At 28.9% G+C, this 18,521-nt stretch carries 19 protein-coding genes; 17 read left to right on the top strand and 2 right to left on the bottom strand.

Annotation, left to right across the window (positions count from 1 at the left end; translation table 11 throughout):
• From prkC to Q3223_RS10465, 9 genes are all read left to right on the top strand, one after another.
• Complete coding sequence (gene prkC, locus Q3223_RS10425; RefSeq protein WP_407811939.1) at window positions 1-2,019, top strand: PASTA domain-containing Ser/Thr kinase PrkC; 2,019 nt, start codon at window positions 1-3, stop codon at window positions 2,017-2,019.
• A gap of 107 nt (window positions 2,020-2,126) precedes the next feature.
• Window positions 2,127-2,864 (top strand): elongation factor P 5-aminopentanone reductase, encoded by a 738-nt coding sequence (gene ymfI / locus Q3223_RS10430; protein ID WP_407811940.1) that lies wholly within the window; start codon window positions 2,127-2,129, stop codon window positions 2,862-2,864.
• Window positions 2,865-2,961: 97 nt separating this feature from the next.
• A complete protein-coding gene (rsgA, locus tag Q3223_RS10435) occupies window positions 2,962-3,846 on the top strand; it encodes a ribosome small subunit-dependent GTPase A (RefSeq protein WP_054271156.1) in 885 nt (294 codons plus the stop codon).
• Between the two features lie 4 nt (window positions 3,847-3,850).
• Window positions 3,851-4,522: a ribulose-phosphate 3-epimerase gene (gene rpe, locus Q3223_RS10440; protein WP_054271155.1), complete on the top strand. Its 672-nt coding sequence runs from the start codon at window positions 3,851-3,853 to the stop codon at window positions 4,520-4,522.
• A gap of 8 nt (window positions 4,523-4,530) precedes the next feature.
• A complete protein-coding gene (locus Q3223_RS10445; protein ID WP_054277248.1) occupies window positions 4,531-5,172 on the top strand; it encodes a thiamine diphosphokinase in 642 nt (213 codons plus the stop codon).
• 132 nt (window positions 5,173-5,304) lie between these two features.
• The gene (locus Q3223_RS10450; protein ID WP_074178477.1) at window positions 5,305-5,934 is read left to right on the top strand and encodes an HAD family hydrolase; all 630 of its coding nucleotides are present in this window, start codon (window positions 5,305-5,307) and stop codon (window positions 5,932-5,934) included.
• Between the two features lie 54 nt (window positions 5,935-5,988).
• Window positions 5,989-6,645 (top strand): nitroreductase family protein, encoded by a 657-nt coding sequence (locus Q3223_RS10455; protein WP_223152795.1) that lies wholly within the window; start codon window positions 5,989-5,991, stop codon window positions 6,643-6,645.
• A 377-nt stretch (window positions 6,646-7,022) separates the two neighbouring features.
• A complete protein-coding gene (locus Q3223_RS10460) occupies window positions 7,023-7,739 on the top strand; it encodes a response regulator transcription factor (RefSeq protein ID WP_054271152.1) in 717 nt (238 codons plus the stop codon).
• Window positions 7,711-10,047 (top strand): sensor histidine kinase, encoded by a 2,337-nt coding sequence (locus tag Q3223_RS10465; protein WP_223152796.1) that lies wholly within the window; start codon window positions 7,711-7,713, stop codon window positions 10,045-10,047. Before Q3223_RS10460 ends, Q3223_RS10465 begins: the two co-directional genes overlap by 29 nt.
• 113 nt (window positions 10,048-10,160) lie before the next feature.
• Here Q3223_RS10465 and Q3223_RS10470 read toward each other — a convergent pair whose 3' ends face one another.
• On the bottom strand, window positions 10,161-10,922 hold the full coding sequence (locus Q3223_RS10470) for a MerR family transcriptional regulator (protein ID WP_074178476.1): 762 nt from the start codon (window positions 10,920-10,922) through the stop codon (window positions 10,161-10,163).
• Between the two features lie 219 nt (window positions 10,923-11,141).
• On the opposite strand from Q3223_RS10470, the gene Q3223_RS10475 reads away from it, so the two are divergent.
• Together Q3223_RS10475 and Q3223_RS10480 are read left to right on the top strand one after the other, a co-directional pair.
• Complete coding sequence (locus tag Q3223_RS10475) at window positions 11,142-11,618, top strand: Rpn family recombination-promoting nuclease/putative transposase (RefSeq protein WP_219673209.1); 477 nt, start codon at window positions 11,142-11,144, stop codon at window positions 11,616-11,618.
• 97 nt (window positions 11,619-11,715) lie between these two features.
• A complete protein-coding gene (locus tag Q3223_RS10480) occupies window positions 11,716-11,868 on the top strand; it encodes a hypothetical protein (protein WP_009893656.1) in 153 nt (50 codons plus the stop codon).
• Between the two features lie 159 nt (window positions 11,869-12,027).
• Here the strand turns inward: Q3223_RS10480 and rpmB are convergent, their stop codons facing one another.
• Window positions 12,028-12,216, bottom strand: a complete 189-nt coding sequence (gene rpmB, locus Q3223_RS10485) for a 50S ribosomal protein L28 (protein WP_003416297.1) — start codon at window positions 12,214-12,216, stop codon at window positions 12,028-12,030.
• 360 nt (window positions 12,217-12,576) lie between these two features.
• Between rpmB and Q3223_RS10490 the strand changes: the two genes are divergently transcribed.
• From Q3223_RS10490 to Q3223_RS10515, 6 genes are all read left to right on the top strand, one after another.
• Window positions 12,577-12,927 (top strand): Asp23/Gls24 family envelope stress response protein, encoded by a 351-nt coding sequence (locus Q3223_RS10490; protein WP_021385398.1) that lies wholly within the window; start codon window positions 12,577-12,579, stop codon window positions 12,925-12,927.
• A gap of 18 nt (window positions 12,928-12,945) precedes the next feature.
• Window positions 12,946-14,589: a DAK2 domain-containing protein gene (locus Q3223_RS10495; protein WP_054271148.1), complete on the top strand. Its 1,644-nt coding sequence runs from the start codon at window positions 12,946-12,948 to the stop codon at window positions 14,587-14,589.
• An 80-nt stretch (window positions 14,590-14,669) separates the two neighbouring features.
• A complete protein-coding gene (gene recG / locus Q3223_RS10500) occupies window positions 14,670-16,727 on the top strand; it encodes an ATP-dependent DNA helicase RecG (protein WP_161803383.1) in 2,058 nt (685 codons plus the stop codon).
• Window positions 16,728-16,785: 58 nt separating this feature from the next.
• Entirely contained in the window at window positions 16,786-17,340 is a 555-nt protein-coding gene (gene rsmD / locus Q3223_RS10505) for a 16S rRNA (guanine(966)-N(2))-methyltransferase RsmD (protein ID WP_054271147.1), read from the top strand.
• 1 nt (window position 17,341) lies between these two features.
• A complete protein-coding gene (coaD, locus tag Q3223_RS10510; RefSeq protein ID WP_054271146.1) occupies window positions 17,342-17,839 on the top strand; it encodes a pantetheine-phosphate adenylyltransferase in 498 nt (165 codons plus the stop codon).
• Between the two features lie 3 nt (window positions 17,840-17,842).
• Window positions 17,843-18,367, top strand: coding sequence for a hypothetical protein (locus Q3223_RS10515; RefSeq protein ID WP_054271145.1), 525 nt, complete (start codon window positions 17,843-17,845; stop codon window positions 18,365-18,367).
• Window positions 18,368-18,521: the final 154 nt, after the last annotated feature.

Here is an 18,521-nt window from a genome sequence, read left to right on the forward strand (position 1 = left end):
GTGGGAGATACAATTTTAGGAAATCGATATGAAATCATCAGAAAGATTGGTGATGGAGGTATGGCCTTTGTATATGAGGCTAAAGACAGGTTATTAAATAGGACCGTTGCGCTCAAGGTACTTAGACCTGAATTTGTTGATGATGATGAATTTTTAACAAAATTTAAAAGAGAGGCAGAGGCAGTAGCGAGTCTTTCTCATCCAAATATAGTAAATGTTTATGATGTTGGTGAAGATGGAAAAGTTCACTACATTGTAATGGAGTTTGTAGATGGTAAGAACTTAAAAGAGATTATACAAGATGAAGGTACATTAGATGAATATACTGCATTAGATATAACAAAACAAATAGCTATGGCACTTAGTGCTGCGCATAAAAAGGGGATTATACATAGAGATATAAAACCTCATAATATTCTCATATCCAATGAAGGAAGAGTAGTAAAAGTAGCTGATTTTGGTATAGCTAAAGCTGTCTCAAACTCAACAATGACCAATATTGGGAGTATAATTGGTTCAGTACATTATTTTTCACCAGAACAAGCCAAAGGTAAATTTGTAACTAATAATGCTGACTTGTATTCTTTAGGTATAGTCTTATATGAAATGTTGATAGGAAAAGTTCCATTTAGAGGAGATAGTCCAATTTCTATAGCTCTTCAACATATTAATGATGATATAGATTTTACATCAGAAGAAAAGGTTAGGATTCCACAAAGTGTAAGAACTACAATAAAAAAGCTTACAGAAAAATCTAGTGCAGATAGATACCAATCTGCTGAGGAATTGATAGAAGACATTGAGTATATAGAAAAAAATATCGATTTAGATTTTATAAAAGAATATGATGATTTTGCAACTAAGAAAATTGATGAAAAGGAAATTAATAAAGTTGTAAATCCAATACTTGCAAAGCCAGCTCCCGAAAAAGTAGTCAAGCCTGTTGAAGTTGCTGATTTGGATGAAGATGATGATTACTACGATGATTTTTATGAAGACGATGATGATGAAGATGAAGATGAGGAAGAGATAATGAGAGCTAAGAAGAATCAGAAACCGAAGAATACTCCAAGTAAGAGGGCTAAGAAAAAGAAGGAAAAACAGGAAAGTCCAAAGTCTAGAAAAAGATTAAAAGTAATAGCTGCTATTTTAATAGTGATATTATGTGCTCAAGTATTCTTAGCATATAAATTTTTATTTGCAGGAGGATTTGGGAATAAGTCTTTAAGTGTTCCTAATCTTGTAAATATGACTTTAGAAGAAGCTCAAAGTACTGTTGAAAAAGAAGGATTATCCTTAAGTGTAAAAAGTGAAGAATATAGTAGTGAAGTAGATGAAAACTGTATAATATCACAGACACCTGAAGGAGGAAGTACAAATGTTAAGAAGGGTGATACTATAAATGTTGTTGTAAGTAAAGGTGCAAATCAAGCTTCTGTTCCTAATGTAGTAGGACTCACTTTGAGTAATGCAAAACAACTTATTGAAGAAAATAATTTAAAAGTGGGAACAGTTAAGTATGAGTATAGTTCAATATATAAAGAAGGTACAGTTTTAAATCAAAGTCCAGGAGCTAGTTCATCAAGAGCTCAAGAGGGTGATGAGATAAACCTATATGTGAGTAAAGGCTCAGAAAAATCAAATACACAGACACCAACAACACCAGACAAAACACCAACAACACCTGATGATGATACAAAAACACCTGGTTCAAACTCAGGAAATAATGGTAGTAACTCAGGAGGCTCAAACTCAGGAAACAGTGGAGGAAATTCAGGAAATAATGGTAGTAACTCAGGAGGCTCAAACTCAGGAAATAGTGGCGGAAACTCAGGAAATAATGGCAGTAACTCAGGAGATAATGGAGATAACTCAGGAGGTTCAAATTCGGGCGGAAATGGAGATAACTCAGGAGGCTCAAACTCAGGAAATAGTGGAGATAATTCAGGAGGTTCAAGTTCAGGAGGAAATGGAGAAACTCCATCTGGAACTGGCGGAAATATTGGTAAAACAGAATAAACATTAGCAAAATAAGAGCTGTCTTTTTATGGAAAATATTTTCTTTAAAGAGGCAGTTTGTTTTGTATAAAATATGAAATTGGTTATAATAAAGGAGAAAAGTATTTATGATAAATAAAACAGTTTTAATTACAGGAGGAGCTAGAGGTATTGGTAAAGCTATGTCTGAAGCTTTTGCAAAAGAAGGATATAATGTATTAATAAATTTTAATAAGTCAGAAGATGAAGCTAATGAGTTATATACTAAATTAAGTGAAAAAAATTCCTATGTAAAACTTTTTAAAGCAGATGTTTCAAATAGAGTAGAAGTAGAGAATATGATAGATTACTGTGTAAAAGAATTTGGTGGATTGGATGTACTTGTAAATAATGCTGGTATAAGTCAAGACAAGTTATTTACAGATATAACTGATGAAGACTGGGATAGGATGATGAATATTAACTTAAAAGGATGTTTTTATTGTTCACAAGTGGCTTTAAAATACATGATATCAGAAAAAAAAGGGAATATAATTAATATATCTTCGATTTGGGGAATATCAGGTGCTTCTTGTGAAGTGCATTATTCTATAACAAAAGCAGGTATAATAGGTATGACAAAGGCATTAGCTAAAGAAGTTGGACCATCAAATATTAGGATAAATAGTATAGCTCCAGGAGTCATTAATACTGACATGCTATCTGAATATAATAGTGAATATATAAATGTTCTTGTAGAAGAAACTCCACTAATGAGGCTAGGTACTCCAGACGATATAGCAAATTGTGCTATTTTCTTAGCATCAGATAAATCAAATTTTATCACTGGTCAGGTAATTAGCCCAAATGGAGGATTTGTTATTTAAAAAAAATGTGGTATTATATAAAAATAGGAAATAATAACACGATATACTGCTAATGAACAGTATGTGTTTATATAAATTTTATAAAGGGAGGCATTTGATGCTAGAAGGAAAAATTATAAAGGGGATTAGTGGATTTTATTATGTTGATACAGATAATGGTATTTATGAATGCAAGGCTAGAGGAATCTTTAGAAAGAAGAAAATAACACCTTTAGTTGGTGATAGAGTAAAAATAAGTATTGTTGATGAAGAAGAAAAAAAAGGTATTTTAGAAGAAATAGATAGTAGAGATACAGAACTTATAAGACCTCCTATAGCAAACGTAGATAAGGCGTTAATAGTATTTGCAATAAAAAATCCTAAACCAAACTTGTCTCTTTTAGATAGATTTATAGTTTTGGCAGAAAAAGAAAATTTAGAAACTGTAATAATCCTTACAAAAGCAGATTTAGATGATAATGATACGTTAGAAACTGTTAAAAATATATATGAACTTAGTGGATATAAGGTTATTCCAGTAAGTAATATTACTAAGTTAAATATAGAGAAAGTAAAAGAAGAATTAAAGGAAAATGTTGTAGTATTTGCAGGCCCATCTGGAGTTGGAAAATCAAGCTTATTAAATGAAATAGATGCGAACTTTAAACTACAAACTGGAGTAGTAAGTGATAAAATAAAAAGAGGAAAGCATACTACTCGCCATGCAGAACTCTTAAAGTTGGAATTTGGTGGAATGGTTGCAGATACACCAGGTTTTAGTTCGCTTGCACTTGAAGACATAGAAGAAGTTGAGCTTAAAGATTATTTTATAGAATTTGATAAATTTAATGATTGTAAGTTTGGTTCAAAATGTATTCACGAAAATGAACCTAATTGTGCTATAAAAGAAGCTGTTGCAAATGGAGAAATATCTAAAGAAAGATATGATAGTTATATACAGCTACTAAATGAAATAAGACAAAATAACAGTAGGAGGTATTAGAAGTATGATTAAATTAGCACCATCAATATTATCAGCAGATTTTGCGAAATTATTGGAAGATGTAAGAAAGGTAGAGAGTGCAGGATGTGAGTATCTTCATATCGATGTAATGGATGGACACTTTGTACCAAACATTACATTAGGTCCACTTGTAGTTAAAAGCTTAAAAAAAGAAAATATAAATATGGTATTTGATGCTCATCTTATGATAGAAAATCCAGACCAATATATTGAAGAGTTTGTAAAAGCAGGATGTGACATAATAACTGTTCATCAGGAAGCTTGTGTGCATCTACATAGAACTATACAAAATATAAAATCACATGGAATAAAAGCTGGTGTTGTACTTAATCCAGCTACACCAATAGATACTATTAAGCATGTTCTACCTGATTTGGATATGGTATTATTAATGTCTGTTAATCCTGGATTTGGAGGTCAATCATTTATACCTTGTGTTCTAGATAAAATTAAGGAGTTAAAAGCTATTATAGATAATCAAGGCTTAAACATCGATATAGAAGTTGATGGTGGTATAAGCCCTAAAAATGTGGCTGAAGTTGTAAAAGCAGGGGCTAATGTAATAGTAGCAGGTTCTGCAATATTTGGAAGTGATGACATTCAAGAAACAGTTAATTTATTTAGAAAGAATGCTTCTCTTGAAGAATTGGTTTAAATTTAATAATGAAAATATGTATTATTTTAAATGGAGAAATTGAAGATTACGAAATTACAAGAGATATTATAACTAAAGAATGTTATGACTATATAATATGTGCAGATGGAGGGGCAAATCATGCCTACAAAATGGAAATCATGCCAGATTATATATTAGGCGATTTAGATTCAGTGGAAGAAGAAAAGGTAGATTTCTATAGAAACAAAGGTGTTAAATTTGAAAAATTTCCATCTAAGAAAGATGAGACTGATACAGAGCTTTGTCTTTTTTTAGCTAAGACTCTTAAAGCAAATCATATTGATTTTTTTGGAGCTTTAGGTGGAAGGATTGACCATACAATTACCAATGTAAATCTATTATACTATCTAAAAGAAGATGGTATATATTCTAGAATACTATCAGATAAAGAAGAAATGTATATAGTTATGAATGAGGAAATTACCTTATATGGCAATGCAGGTGACACTATTTCTGTAATAGCTATAAAAGGAGATGCTAAAGGGGTAACACTTACTGGTTTAGAATATCCTCTAGATAACTATTATATGAAATACTCTGTGCCTATTGGAATGTCAAATGTTATGCTAAGTGATTCTTGCAGAATTAAAGTAGAGCAAGGGTGTGCACTTGTAGTTAGAAATTTATAAAAATCGATTTTGACAATTGATTTTATATTACAAAGCAGATACAATCAAGTAAAATATATTTATGATTGTATCTGTTTTTTAGTATATAATTATAAATATATGATAAATTTTGGACATAAGGGGGATTTTTTTGTGGTAGATAGTATTATTTTTGATTTAGATGGAACATTATGGGATTCAACTGAAGAAGTATGCAAGGTCTGGCAGGATGTTTTAAATAAACATGAAGATATAGACTTAAATGTCACAAGAGAGTTGTTTAGAAGTGTTATGGGTCTTTCTTTTGATGAAATAGCTAATCGTTTATTTCCAAATCTAAATGAAGAAGAAAGAAAGAATTTATTGAATGAATGTTCTTTAAAAGAATGTGACTATTTATCTGAAAATGGAGCTAAGTTATTTGACGATATAGAAGATACTCTGAAGTTGTTATCTCAAAAATATAAATTATTCATAGTAAGTAATTGTCAGGCTGGATATATAGAATCTTTTTTAAAAGCACATAAATTAGAACAGTATTTTATAGATTTTGAATGTCCTGGAAATACTGGTTTGCATAAAGGTGAGAATAATAAGCTTATAATAGATAGAAATAAATTAAGTAATCCAATTTATATTGGAGACACTCAAGGTGATGCAAATAGTGCTAAGTTCGTGAATATACCTTTTATATATGCAAAATATGGATTTGGAAATGTGGATGGATATGAATATTCTATAGACTCATTTAAAGATTTATTAGAACATGATATATTAAAATAAGGTGAGTTTAAAGATTATATTAATATAATAAAAAAGTTATGGGGGGATTTAAAAATGGAATTACAAGATACTATTTTTAAAAGACAAAGTGTAAGAAAATTTAAAAATGAAGATGTTTCAGATGAAGATATTTTAAAAATGATAAAAGCAGCTGGAGCAGCTCCATCAGGGAAAAATATTCAAAACTGGCATTTTGTAGTTATAAAGAGACGTGATTTAATGGAAAAAATCGCAGATGTAATAACTAAAAAACAACAAGAAATACTTGTAGAAATGGATAAAGTATCAGTAGAAAAAGCTAATAGATTTAGAAAGTTTGTACCAAACTTTACATTATTCTACTTAAAAGCTCCAGTTTTAATATTAGTTTTTACAAAAGTATATAATCCATCAGGATATTATGAATTAGAGCTTATAGATGCACCTAAAGAGACTATAGATAAGTTATTTATAAGAAATCCAGGTATGCAAAGTTTAGGTGCTGCAATTGAAAACTTTACATTATCAGCAATTGAATTAGGGTATGGCTCTTGTTGGTTGACAAGTCAAAACTATGCAGCAGATGAGATAGAAGCTATTTTAGAAGCAGAAACTGGATTTGAAAAGGGAGAGTATTTTTTAGGCGCAATGTTAGCTCTTGGAGTACCAGAAGACAACCTAAAGAGCCCATCTAAAAAGCCAGTAGAAGAAATATGTACATTTATAAAGTAAAAATAAATTAAAGTAAAAATAAGTATGTTAAAAGTTAAAAAGTAGATTTTATTGATATTATATTTCAAATCATTGATTTGATTAATACAATAAGAGCTACTTTTTTTGTGTATATTAATGTTGAACGTCTTTAAATCTTTAGAAAATCTTTAGAAAAGTATGTATAATATCTTTAGTTTTTAACTTTAATATTAAGTATATAAACAAAATAAAACAATACTAAATTGTGCTAGAGGGAGGTTTTTAAAATGGGAATTAAGTTCAAATAACTGAAATCAAAAGATATGAATCTATAAAAAAATGGAAAAACTTCTATCATATTGTATAATCATAGATGTAAAGAAAACTTTCAAACTAATTAATAAAAGGAGATTAAAATGAATTCATATAATATTTTGGTGGTAGAAGATGAGAAGGAAATAGCAGATGCTATAGAAATATATCTATTAAATCAAGGATATAATGTTTTTAAGGGGTACAATGGAGTGGAAGGGCTTAAAGTTATAGAAGACCAAGAAATACATTTAGCTATAATTGATATAATGATGCCTAAAATGGATGGAATAACACTTACAATGAAACTTAGAGAAAATCATAATTTCCCAGTAATAATGTTATCTGCAAAATCAGAGGAAGTTGATAAAATAATGGGACTTAACATAGGAGCAGATGATTATGTGACAAAGCCTTTTAAACCATTAGAGTTATTGGCTAGAGTTAATTCACAACTTAGAAGATATACTAAGTATCTAAAAATGATTGGAGATAAAGAGCAAAGTGTAGAAACTAGTGACAGTGTATTTGTAATAGGTGGATTAGAATTAAATGAAAACACGAAAGAAGTTAGTATTGATGGAAAATATATAAAAACAACTCCTATAGAATTTAAAATACTAAGTTTACTTATGAGAAATGCAGGAAGAGTTTTTTCTGCTGATGAAATATATGAAAGAGTTTGGAATGAGAATGCTGTAAATACAGATACAGTCATGGTACATGTTAGGAATATAAGGGAAAAAATAGAGATAGACCCAAAAAATCCAAAATATTTGAAGGTGGTGTGGGGTGTTGGATACAAAATTGAAAAAATTTAAAGATAAATATATAGTTACTGTTATAGTTTTTATACTCATGTTATCAGCATCATTAGGTATGATTAGTCAATATTCTACTATACAAGCAGGTGCTAAAGGTGGAGCTAAGAATCCATTTGAACAAGAAGGTTTTGTAGATGATATATATAAAGGTAGTTATGTTTTATATCATAATATGAAAGAAGATCAAGAAGGTAAAATGATACAACCATCAAAGCTTTTTATAAATGAAGAGACTATAAACTATATAAAAAATGTAAGTAAAGAAAAAAACTTATATGATGGTTCAGAAAGCTATTATACAGATGAGAGTATTAATGCAGATTTTAATGAAAACTTTGAAAGTTGGGAGTCTTTTATTAATAATTCAGGAAAAAATTTAAAATATTATTTGATTGATAAAGAAAAAAATTTCGAACTTTTCAATGAAGATAAAGAATTAAGGGCTCTTGATACAACAAAGAATGATAGTTCAGGAGAAAATTCTGATGAAAGTCAGGCAAAAAATACAACAATGAGCAATGAAGAGAGACAAAGTAAGCTTAAGGATATAAAGGATAATTATAGATTTTATGTTGCAATGAATTTTGATAAAGATGGAAAAGTAAATGTTGTAGATTCTTATGGAGTAAATCAAAAAGTTATTAACCAAATGTTGCTATCTAAAGCAAGAGAAGATTTAATGAATACCAATTTAGGTGGAAATTCAATTTCATATAAACTAACACCAATAAAAAATGTAACAGTAGTATATGCTGTGCCTAAAGTAATAAGCAAAGATGATAGTACAGAGTATGGTTATGGAAGTATTTATAACAGTGATAATATAAGTGCATATATAAACAATGTAGAAAATAATTCTTATTATAAAATTTCTGGAATGATTTTAAAAATTATATTAGCTATAGTCGTGATTGTAGCTTTGGCATTCCCATATAGAAAATCTAAGGAATTAATGGGATTTGATACATTATCAAAAATACCATTAGAGATACTTTTTATTGCTATTGTTATTGTACAGGGGATTGTAGACTTATATCCAACTGGAATAATAAGTGGTACCTTGAATGGAAATTATGTAGAGTATCTAATAAATAATGATATAAGTGCTAAAATGGCAAGTATATTGGTAAGCTTGATGAATCTAACTTATTGGTTTGTAATATTCTCAATAATATTTGTATTTATAACACTTTTAAAACATATTTTAAATGTTGGAATAAGAGAGTATTTTGTAAAGAGTACTATAACAGGAATGTTCCTTGTATGGTTTAAAAAAGTAGGAAAAAAAGCTATTAATCAAATTAGAACAATAGATTTGAAAGAAAAACCAAATAAAACTATAGTTATAATTCTTGGAGTAAACTTATTAATTATAGTTATAATGTGTAGTATGTGGTTCTTTGGGATAATACTAGCAATAATTTACTCAATAGTTTTATTTAAAGTACTATCTGATTATTCTAAAAAGACAGTATGTGAATATAATCAACTTTTAGATGTTACGAAGAAAATTTCAGATGGAAACTTAGAAGTAAATATGGAAAAAGATTTAGGATTTTTTAATCCTATAAAAGATGAACTAGGAAATATTCAAACTGGGTTTAAAAAAGCTGTTGATGAAGAAGTTAAGAGTCAAAAGATGAAAACAGAGCTTATATCAAATGTATCACATGACTTAAAAACACCTTTAACATCTATAATCACTTATATAGATTTATTAAAAGATGAAAATATAACAGAAGAAAATCGTAGATTGTACATTGATACATTGGATAGAAAATCACAAAGATTACAACATTTAATAGAAGATTTGTTTGAAGTAAGTAAGGTAAATAGTGGAGATGTACATTTGAATATAGTAAATGTGGATATTGTATCTCTAATGAAACAGACACTTTTAGAATTAGATGATAAAATTACAGATTCATCTCTAATATTAAAAAATAATTTTTCTAGTGAAAAGATAATATTACCACTGGATAGTCAGCGTACATTTAGAGTATTTGAAAATCTTATAATGAATATAAGTAAGTATGCAATGCCAAGCTCAAGAGTGTATATTGATATTTTAGAAACAGATAATAAAGTAACTGTTATGCTTAAGAATATGTCTGCAACTGAGATTGATTTTAGTGTAGATGATATAATGGAGAGATTTGTAAGAGGGGATAAGTCACGTAATACAGAAGGCTCTGGACTTGGTCTAGCAATAGCAAAAAGTTTTGTAGAGTTGCAGGGTGGAAAGATGAATATAAGTGTGGATGGTGATTTATTTAAAGTTACAATTACTTTTAATAAAAACTAAAGTAAATTTTTATAAGTACAATATTAAAATATAATTACAATTTGTTAAAATAAAAACGGTGAATCCTAATATATAGGATTCACCATTTTTGGTCTGTAGAATTGAGTAACTTACTAATTATCTCTTGTATATATTACTATAGCATCTCTCAAAAACTTTGCTAGCCCAGGCTGTTCTTTATCATAGTATGATGTAAAGCGTTCATCATATACATACATCTGCGCTAAAGAGGCATGAGCTTCCTTAGAATATGTATTCCAAGTGTAACTCAACCACTTATGATGTAATCTTGCAACTTCCTGAGAAAGTTCATTAGAAGCATCACCAGTTTTAAAAGCTTTCTTGAGTTTAGCAATTATTTCAATATTTAAGTTTTGCCAATCTTCATAATCTTGCTTAGACATATTTTTAAATTTTTTATTTGATGCATCTACTGCATCCTTACCATATTTCTCTCTAATTTCAGTTCCATAATTTTTTTCATTTTCATCAATCATTTTTTCTTTAAAACCTTCAAATTTTTCTATATCTGTCATATTGTATTTTCCCTCCCTTAAAGCTATAGTTTTATTTACATTTTCTATTAACAAGTCAATTTGTTTTCTTTTAGCTAGTAACTTGTTGTGATGTTCTTTTAATGCATTTAGACTGTCAAAAGTTGGTGAATTTATAATATTCTTTATATTTTCTAAGCTAATGCCTAATTCTCTATAAAAAAGTATTTGTTGTAGTTTATTAACTTCATTTTGACCATATATACGATAACCTGACGAATTTATTTTAAGTGGTTTAAGAAGTTCAATTTCATCATAGTATCTAAGTGTTCTAGTGCTTATACCAGCTATTTTGCTTAATTTTTGAACTGTATATTCCATGAGTAATACCTCCTATAAATTAAATATACACTTTTACGCAACGTCAATGTCAATATATTAAAATATAAAAATTCATATCTTTTAATAAAAATATAAAAAAATATCTTTACTGGATATTTTACACACAAGTGTCAATACTCACTAGTGAAAATTAAAAAAATAATATTTATAGATTTTCTTTATTGAAATATAGAGAGTCTGTAATCTAGGAGGAACTGTATGAATTTAAAAAGAAGCAACGAAAAACGAGAAGAGTATATAAGAATGTATTCAGATAAAGAAAGTTTTTTAAGTTTGATTCAAAATTTTACAAGTGTCTCAATAGCAAAAGAATTAACTCTTAAAAATATAGAGTTAGAAACATCTTTTATATGTGAATATAAAGGAAAGGAAGTTGATATAATATATAAGGTTTTTTCTAAAAATCATAAGGTATCACATTATATAGTACTGGAGTTTCAAACAGAAATGGATACTGATATTGTACCAAGATTAAAATCATATAGAGAGCAAATTTGGAAAAGCTTTATTATGAAAAAGAGTCTTGAAGAAATTGAAGACAAGAATTTTAAACTTCCCAAAGTTATACCAGTGGTTTTATATAGTGGACCTGAAAGATTAAGCAGAAAAAGAGGTATTTTAGATATGATAGAATCTATATCAGAGGAGAGTAATAATTCTAGTATAAAAAATTAAAATTACATATTATGTTTGTTGGTCTAAAATGGAAAACTATCGCATAAACTTGAATATGAAAATATTTATAGATACAAGTTCTATGTGGAGGTGTTCCATGAGAAATAACAAGTCTAAGGTATTGCTAGGAATACTATGTCTGGCAACAGGAATGGCTGTAATTTTGTCTATGTTGCTTCCTGGCTGGATTTGGTCAGCACTTACCGCATTAATACTTATTGGATGTGGAGCATTATTATTTTTTTGTTAAAATAATTTTAACTATAAAGTGTGGGGTGAGTATTGATGAAAGTAGTAACAATAAAGTTACCAAAATGGATTTCAAATATAGTCTTAAAATTCATGAGAAAGAGTAAAAATGATTAAATTAAAAAGCCTACTTACGGAAGTAGGCTTTTAAACGTGGTTACTAAGCTCTTTCAATCTTACCAGAACGTAAACATCTAGTACAAACTTTTACTCTCTTAGGAGCTCCATCTATAATCGCTCTTACGCTTCTTAAGTTAGCTGACCATGTTCTTTTATTATGTTTATTTGAGTGTGATACTTGGTTTCCAGAAACCTTACCTTTACCACATACGCTACATACTTTTGCCATCTACGCACACCTCCTTAAAATGATAACTATTTAAAGACTAAAAACATATTTATATTATCATAAATAACAAAAATTTGCAATAGAAATATATATTTGCCTTACACATATTGAAGAATTTCTTATTATCATATAAAATTATATATATAATTTTATATAAAGTAAATATATTTGGAAAATAATTATTATTTTTCTTTGAATATATATACTATAGAAGAAATTTTATCCAAAAACTTTTCTAGGTTTAAATTATACCATATTTATAGTATGATATGATTATAATTTTATATAATAAATAAGTAAAAATAGTAAAAAATAAATTAAGAAGTATTTTTAATAAAAATAAGCTTAAGGGGGTCAACCATGAGTGCAAAGGTAACGAATCAATATGGAAGTATAGAAATAGATAATCAAGTAATAGCTCAAGTCATATATAGAGCTGCAATGGAAAGTTATGGTTTAGTAGGTTTAGCGTATAAATCTAAAGGAATAGTAGAGTTATTAAAAGGCGAAAACGCTACTAAAGGTGTTAGAGTTGAAGAAGTTGAAGAAGATGCCATAGCAATAGAACTTTATGTTATAATACAATATGGTACAAATATATCTACTGTTGCCAATAATATAATAGATAGAGTAAAATATGTAGTTGAAAAAATGACTGGCGTAAGAGTCACTAGAATTGATATTAATGTACAAGGAATAAGAGTTAAGTAATTTCATAGGAGGAAACAAATGATTCAGTATATAGATGGTAAAAGGTTAAGAGAGATGTTTATTTCAGGTGCAAACAATCTCCAAAACAATAAAGATTTGGTTGACAAGTTAAATGTATTTCCTGTACCAGATGGAGATACAGGGACTAATATGTCATTAACTATATCTTATGCCTTAAAAGAATTAGCAAAAGTGGAAACTGATAACATATCGGACATAGGAAAGGCATTATCTAAAGGTTCTTTAATGGGAGCTAGAGGAAACTCAGGAGTTATACTTTCGCAAATAATAAGAGGTATAGCTAAGTCTATAGAAGGAAAAAGTAAATTATCAACAGATGATTTAGCAAAAGCTTTTAAAAATGGTTCAGATACAGCATATAAAGCTGTCATAAAACCAATTGAAGGAACTATACTTACTGTAGTTAGAGAAAGTGGCGAATTTGCAATAAAAGCTGCCAAAAAAGAAAAAGATATAGTAAAGTTTTTAAGTATGCTTGTAAAGGAATCTAATGCTTCATTAGAAAGAACTCCAGACCTTCTAAAAAATCTAAAAGATGCTGGTGTAGTTGACTCTGGTGGAAAAGGTCTTGTACTTATATACGAAGGAATGTTAGCTTCTATAAAGGGAAATGATATAGAAATAAAAAATGCTAACTTGGATGTTAATACTTCAGCAAGTATGGATTTTGCAAAGAGTACTACTAGTACAGATGATATAAAATATTGTTATTGTACAGAATTTATACTAGAAAGTTCTAAGGTAGAAGACACTAAAATAAGAGATATAATGATGGCTTATGGTGATAGCTTAGCAGTAGTTGGAGACGATGGAGTCATAAAGGTACATGTACACACTAATGACCCAGGAAATGTGCTTCAAGAAGCTCTAAAGTATGGTCAATTATTAACTATAAAAATAGAAAACATGAAGTTACAACATGAAAATACATTATTAGATGTAGAAGAGAAGAAAGAAAAAGAAGAGGAACCTTTAGAAGAAGAAAAAGAGTTTGGGTTTATAGCTACTTCTATGGGTGAAGGATTGGCAAATATATTTAAAGACTTTGGAGTTGACCATATAATAGAAGGTGGTCAAACCATGAATCCAAGCACAGAAGACTTTATGAATGCCATAAATAATATAAATGCTAAAAATATATTTATTTTCCCAAATAACAGCAATATAATAATGGCTGCTAATCAAGCTAAAGAATTGAGTGAGAAAAATATAATAGTTATACCTACAAAAAACACACCTCAAGGATTTGCTGCATTAGTAACATTTAATGGAGAGTTAAGTGAAGATGAGAATAAAGAAGCTATGATGGATGCTTTAAACTCAGTTAAATCAGGTCAAGTAACTTTTGCTGTTAGGGATACAGTAATGAATGAAATTGATGTTAAAGAAGGTAATATAATTGGAATTGCAGAAGGAAATTTATTATCAGCAGGAGATTATGTGGATGAAGTAACATCAAACCTTATTGAAAAGTTGGTTGATGAAGATACTGCTATAATAACATTATTCTTTGGTGAAGATGTTACAGAATCTCAAGCAAATGAACTACGTACTTCTTTAGAAGAAAAGTTTGAAGATGTAGATGTAGAATTATATTATGGAGGACAACCTCTTTATTATTACTTAATTTCAGTTGAATAATGATTATAAGAACCTGTATGACCAAGTAGCTTTTATAAAGTTGGTTGTACAGGATTTTTGTGTAGTAGGTGATATATTTGTTGGATTTATATAAAGATGTTCAATATGTTAAGGGGATAGGACCTAAAAAAGCTGATAAGCTGAATAAATTGGGAATATTTACTTTAAAAGACTTATTGTATTATTTTCCAAGACAGTTTGAAGATAGAAATAATCTAAAGAAAATAGCACAATTAGAGGATGATGAGAAAGTTACAATAAAAGCAGTCATATCAAGTATAAATACGTTTAGTCCAAAAGAAGGTATGACATTGACAAAAATTGATGTGAAAGATGAGACTGGTTCAGCTAAATTGGTGTTTTTTAACAAGAGTTATATAAAAAATACATTTCGTCCAGGTGATTCAATATTAGTTTTTGGTAAGGTTAAGAAAAAATTTAATAATTTAGAGCTTACATCATGTGAGTTAGAGTATCTTACTAATTCACCTAAGAATACGTGTAGATTTATGCCTGTGTACCAGCTTACATATGGTGTTACAAATAAAGAAATTATGAGTATAATTAGAACAGTACTTGAAGATAAAGAACTAATTATACAAGAATATATGCCAAAGAGAATTATAGAGAAGTATAGACTATGTAATATAGATTTTGCAGTTAGAAATATACATTCTCCAAGCAATAAAGAATCATTAAAAATAGCTTTATATAGAATTGTATTTGAAGAATTACTTATACTACAACTTGGATTATTTGTATTTAAAAGTGGAAGAAATAAAGAAGATGGAATAAAATTTGAAATAAGTAAAGATTTAAAAAACATAATAAGTTCTTTACCATTTAAATTGACTAAAGCTCAAAATCGAGCATTGGATGAAATTATACAAGATATGGATTCGGATAAAATAATGAATAGGTTAGTTCAAGGTGACGTAGGGAGTGGTAAGACAGTAGTAGCCCTTTTGGCACTTGCAAATTGCGTTTTAAATGGATATCAAGGCGCTTTGATGGCACCTACAGAGATATTAGCAGGACAACACTATATTTCTCTTACTGAATCTCTGAAAGATTTTGGAATAAATGTAGGCTTATTAATAGGTAGCCTTACAAAAAAACAAAAGGATACAGTATTAGAACAAATCAAAAATAATGAAATTGATATATTGATAGGAACACATGCACTAATAGAAGACAAGGTTGAATTTAACAATATTGGTTTAGTTATAACAGATGAGCAACATAGATTTGGTGTTATGCAAAGAAGTAAGCTTTCAATGAAAGGTGCAAATCCAGATATATTAGTAATGACAGCTACACCAATACCTCGAACTTTAGCACTTATACTTTATGGAGATTTAGATATTTCTATTATAGATGAACTTCCACCAGGGAGACAACCAATAGAAACACTTGCTATCGAAAATAATAAAAGAGATAGAGCCTATAATAACCTTGTAAGAAGAGAGGTTGAAGCAGGCAGACAGGTATATATTGTATGTCCTTTGGTAGAAGAAAGTGAAGCCATAGAAGCTAAATCAGCTGTTGAACTTGTAGAGGAATTAAGAGCTGAATATTTCCAAGATTTAAGGCTTGGATTGCTTCATGGTAAAATGAAGTCAAGTGAAAAAGACGAAGTAATGGGTCGTTTTAAAAATAAAGAAATAGATATTTTAGTATCAACAACAGTTATAGAAGTTGGTGTCAATGTCCCAAATGCAACACTAATGATAATAGAAAATGCAGAGAGATTTGGACTTGCACAATTACATCAGCTTAGAGGACGAGTTGGGAGAGGAAGTCATAAATCGTATTGTGTACTAATTTATGATTCTAAAACAGAAGTATGCAGACAGCGAATGGCTATAATGGAAGAGACAAATGATGGTTTTAAGATTTCAGAGAAGGATTTAGAAATAAGAGGGCCTGGCGAGTTTTTTGGAACAAGGCAACATGGACTTCCAGAACTCAAAGTAGCAAACTTGTTTAAACATATAAAAATATTAAAGTTAGCTCAACAAGAAGCTAGATATATATTAGGTGAAGATAATAATCTACAATTGAAAGAAAATATGCCGCTTAAAAAAGAAATTATAGATAAATTTAAAGATACATTGAAAGAAATTTCATTAAATTAATTTTAGATTATGTTAAAATATTATTAATGTAATAATGTGCTGAAGGGAGATTGTCATATTGAGAGTAATTTCAGGAAAAGCGAGAGGATTAAAACTAAATACTCCAAAAAATGAAGATGTAAGGCCAACTACAGATAGAGTAAAAGAATCTCTATTTAATATAATAAATTCATATATAATGGAAAGTGAAGTTCTGGATTTATTTGCTGGGACGGGTTCTTTAGGAATAGAGTGTTTATCTAGAGGAGCCAAGGCATGTACTTTTGTAGATATCAGTAAGGAAAGCATAGATATTGTTAAGTCTAATATAAAAAAGGCAAGAGTTGAAAATGAAAGCATTATTTTAAACCTAGATTTTAAAACTGCTGTAGACAAGCTTAAATCACAAAATAGTAAATTTGACATAATTTTTATGGACCCTCCATATTATAAAAATATGTTTATAGAAGCTATTGAAAAAATTGATAATTCTAATCTGTTGAATGAAGATGGAATAATAGTTGTAGAACATGATACTAATGATTTGTTTCCAGACAAAATATGTAAATTAGAAAAAACTAGAGATAAGAAATATGGAAATACTACATTAACTTTTTATAAGATGGAGGCATAATATGGAAAATAAACCTAGAAAAGCTATATTTGCAGGAAGCTTTGACCCAATTACTAATGGACATTTAGATATTATTTGCAGGGCTTCTAAGTTATTTGACGAATTACAAATAGGAGTATTAAATAATCCTAATAAAAAAGGTCTATTTAGCTTTGATGAGAGAGTAAAGCTTATAGAAAAAAGTACAAGCCATTTAAATAATATAAAAGTTGTAACTTTTGATGGTTTATTAATAAATTACTGTCAGGAAAATGGGATTGGAGCACTAGTTAGAGGTGTGAGAAGTGGTGCTGATGTTGATTATGAACTTCAAATGGCTCATATGAATAGAGAACTTAATCCAAATATAGAGACTATAATTTTACCAAGCTGTACAAAATACTCATTTATAAGCTCATCTTTGATAAAAGAGGTTTTGCTCTTTGATGCTGATATAAAAAATTTGGTTCCAAAGATTGTTTTGGAAGAATTAAAGAAAAAAACTACTGGGGGTAATTGATATATGAAGATAGATTTAGAAATGATTGAACTATTTGATCAATTAGAGGAGATATTCAGAAGTGCCTCTACGATTCCTTTCTCACATAAATGTACGGTAGATAAAGACGAAGTTTTAGCCATAATTAACGACATAAGAACTTTGATACCAGAGGAAGTGACACAAGCAGTATGGATTAATAGAGAAAGAAATAAAATAATAAGCCAAGCTAAGCAAGATGCTGCAAATATAGTTGAACAAGCAAAAAAAGAAGCTGAAAGAATACAACAAGAGTATCATGAGAATATAGAAGAGTTAAAGAAAAATTCTGAAGATGTGGTAAAAGCATATGTAGAATCAAGTGAACCTGTTGTTCAAGCAGACCAAAGAGCTAAGGAGATAGTTGAGAGAGCTGAAAGAATAGCAAATGAGATAAGAATTGGGTCAATTGAATATGCAGAAGATGTGCTTTCTAGTGTTGAGTATAATCTGAAGGAAATATTAGAAGAAGTAAAAAGAGATAAGAATGAACTTAGACCTAAAAAGTAAATTTTAAATGAATAAAGTGGGGCTATCATACAAATAATTTTAAATGATTTGTGATAGCTCTTTTTTATTATAGAAATTCTTTTAGATTAGAGTTAAAATGTGCAAAATTATAAAATCATGTGCAATTATTTGGTATGGAATTATATATAGAAAA

The sequence above is a fragment of the Clostridioides sp. GD02367 genome, assembly GCF_045900275.1.
GTDB lineage: Bacteria > Bacillota > Clostridia > Peptostreptococcales > Peptostreptococcaceae > Clostridioides > Clostridioides difficile_A.

What these genes read in the sequence shown, in the direction of transcription:
- ymfI (WP_407811940.1), top strand. Translation starts at nt 2,127, where the DNA reads ATGATAAATAAAACAGTTTTAATTACAGGAGGAGCTAGAGGTATTGGT.
- rsgA (WP_054271156.1), top strand. Translation starts at nt 2,962, where the DNA reads ATGCTAGAAGGAAAAATTATAAAGGGGATTAGTGGATTTTATTATGTT.
- rpe (WP_054271155.1), top strand. Translation starts at nt 3,851, where the DNA reads ATGATTAAATTAGCACCATCAATATTATCAGCAGATTTTGCGAAATTA.
- Q3223_RS10445 (WP_054277248.1), top strand. Translation starts at nt 4,531, where the DNA reads ATGAAAATATGTATTATTTTAAATGGAGAAATTGAAGATTACGAAATT.
- Q3223_RS10455 (WP_223152795.1), top strand. Translation starts at nt 5,989, where the DNA reads ATGGAATTACAAGATACTATTTTTAAAAGACAAAGTGTAAGAAAATTT.
- Q3223_RS10460 (WP_054271152.1), top strand. Translation starts at nt 7,023, where the DNA reads ATGAATTCATATAATATTTTGGTGGTAGAAGATGAGAAGGAAATAGCA.
- Q3223_RS10470 (WP_074178476.1), bottom strand. Translation starts at nt 10,922, where the DNA reads ATGGAATATACAGTTCAAAAATTAAGCAAAATAGCTGGTATAAGCACT.
- Q3223_RS10475 (WP_219673209.1), top strand. Translation starts at nt 11,142, where the DNA reads ATGAATTTAAAAAGAAGCAACGAAAAACGAGAAGAGTATATAAGAATG.
- Q3223_RS10480 (WP_009893656.1), top strand. Translation starts at nt 11,716, where the DNA reads ATGAGAAATAACAAGTCTAAGGTATTGCTAGGAATACTATGTCTGGCA.
- rpmB (WP_003416297.1), bottom strand. Translation starts at nt 12,216, where the DNA reads ATGGCAAAAGTATGTAGCGTATGTGGTAAAGGTAAGGTTTCTGGAAAC.
- Q3223_RS10490 (WP_021385398.1), top strand. Translation starts at nt 12,577, where the DNA reads ATGAGTGCAAAGGTAACGAATCAATATGGAAGTATAGAAATAGATAAT.
- Q3223_RS10495 (WP_054271148.1), top strand. Translation starts at nt 12,946, where the DNA reads ATGATTCAGTATATAGATGGTAAAAGGTTAAGAGAGATGTTTATTTCA.
- coaD (WP_054271146.1), top strand. Translation starts at nt 17,342, where the DNA reads ATGGAAAATAAACCTAGAAAAGCTATATTTGCAGGAAGCTTTGACCCA.
- Q3223_RS10515 (WP_054271145.1), top strand. Translation starts at nt 17,843, where the DNA reads ATGAAGATAGATTTAGAAATGATTGAACTATTTGATCAATTAGAGGAG.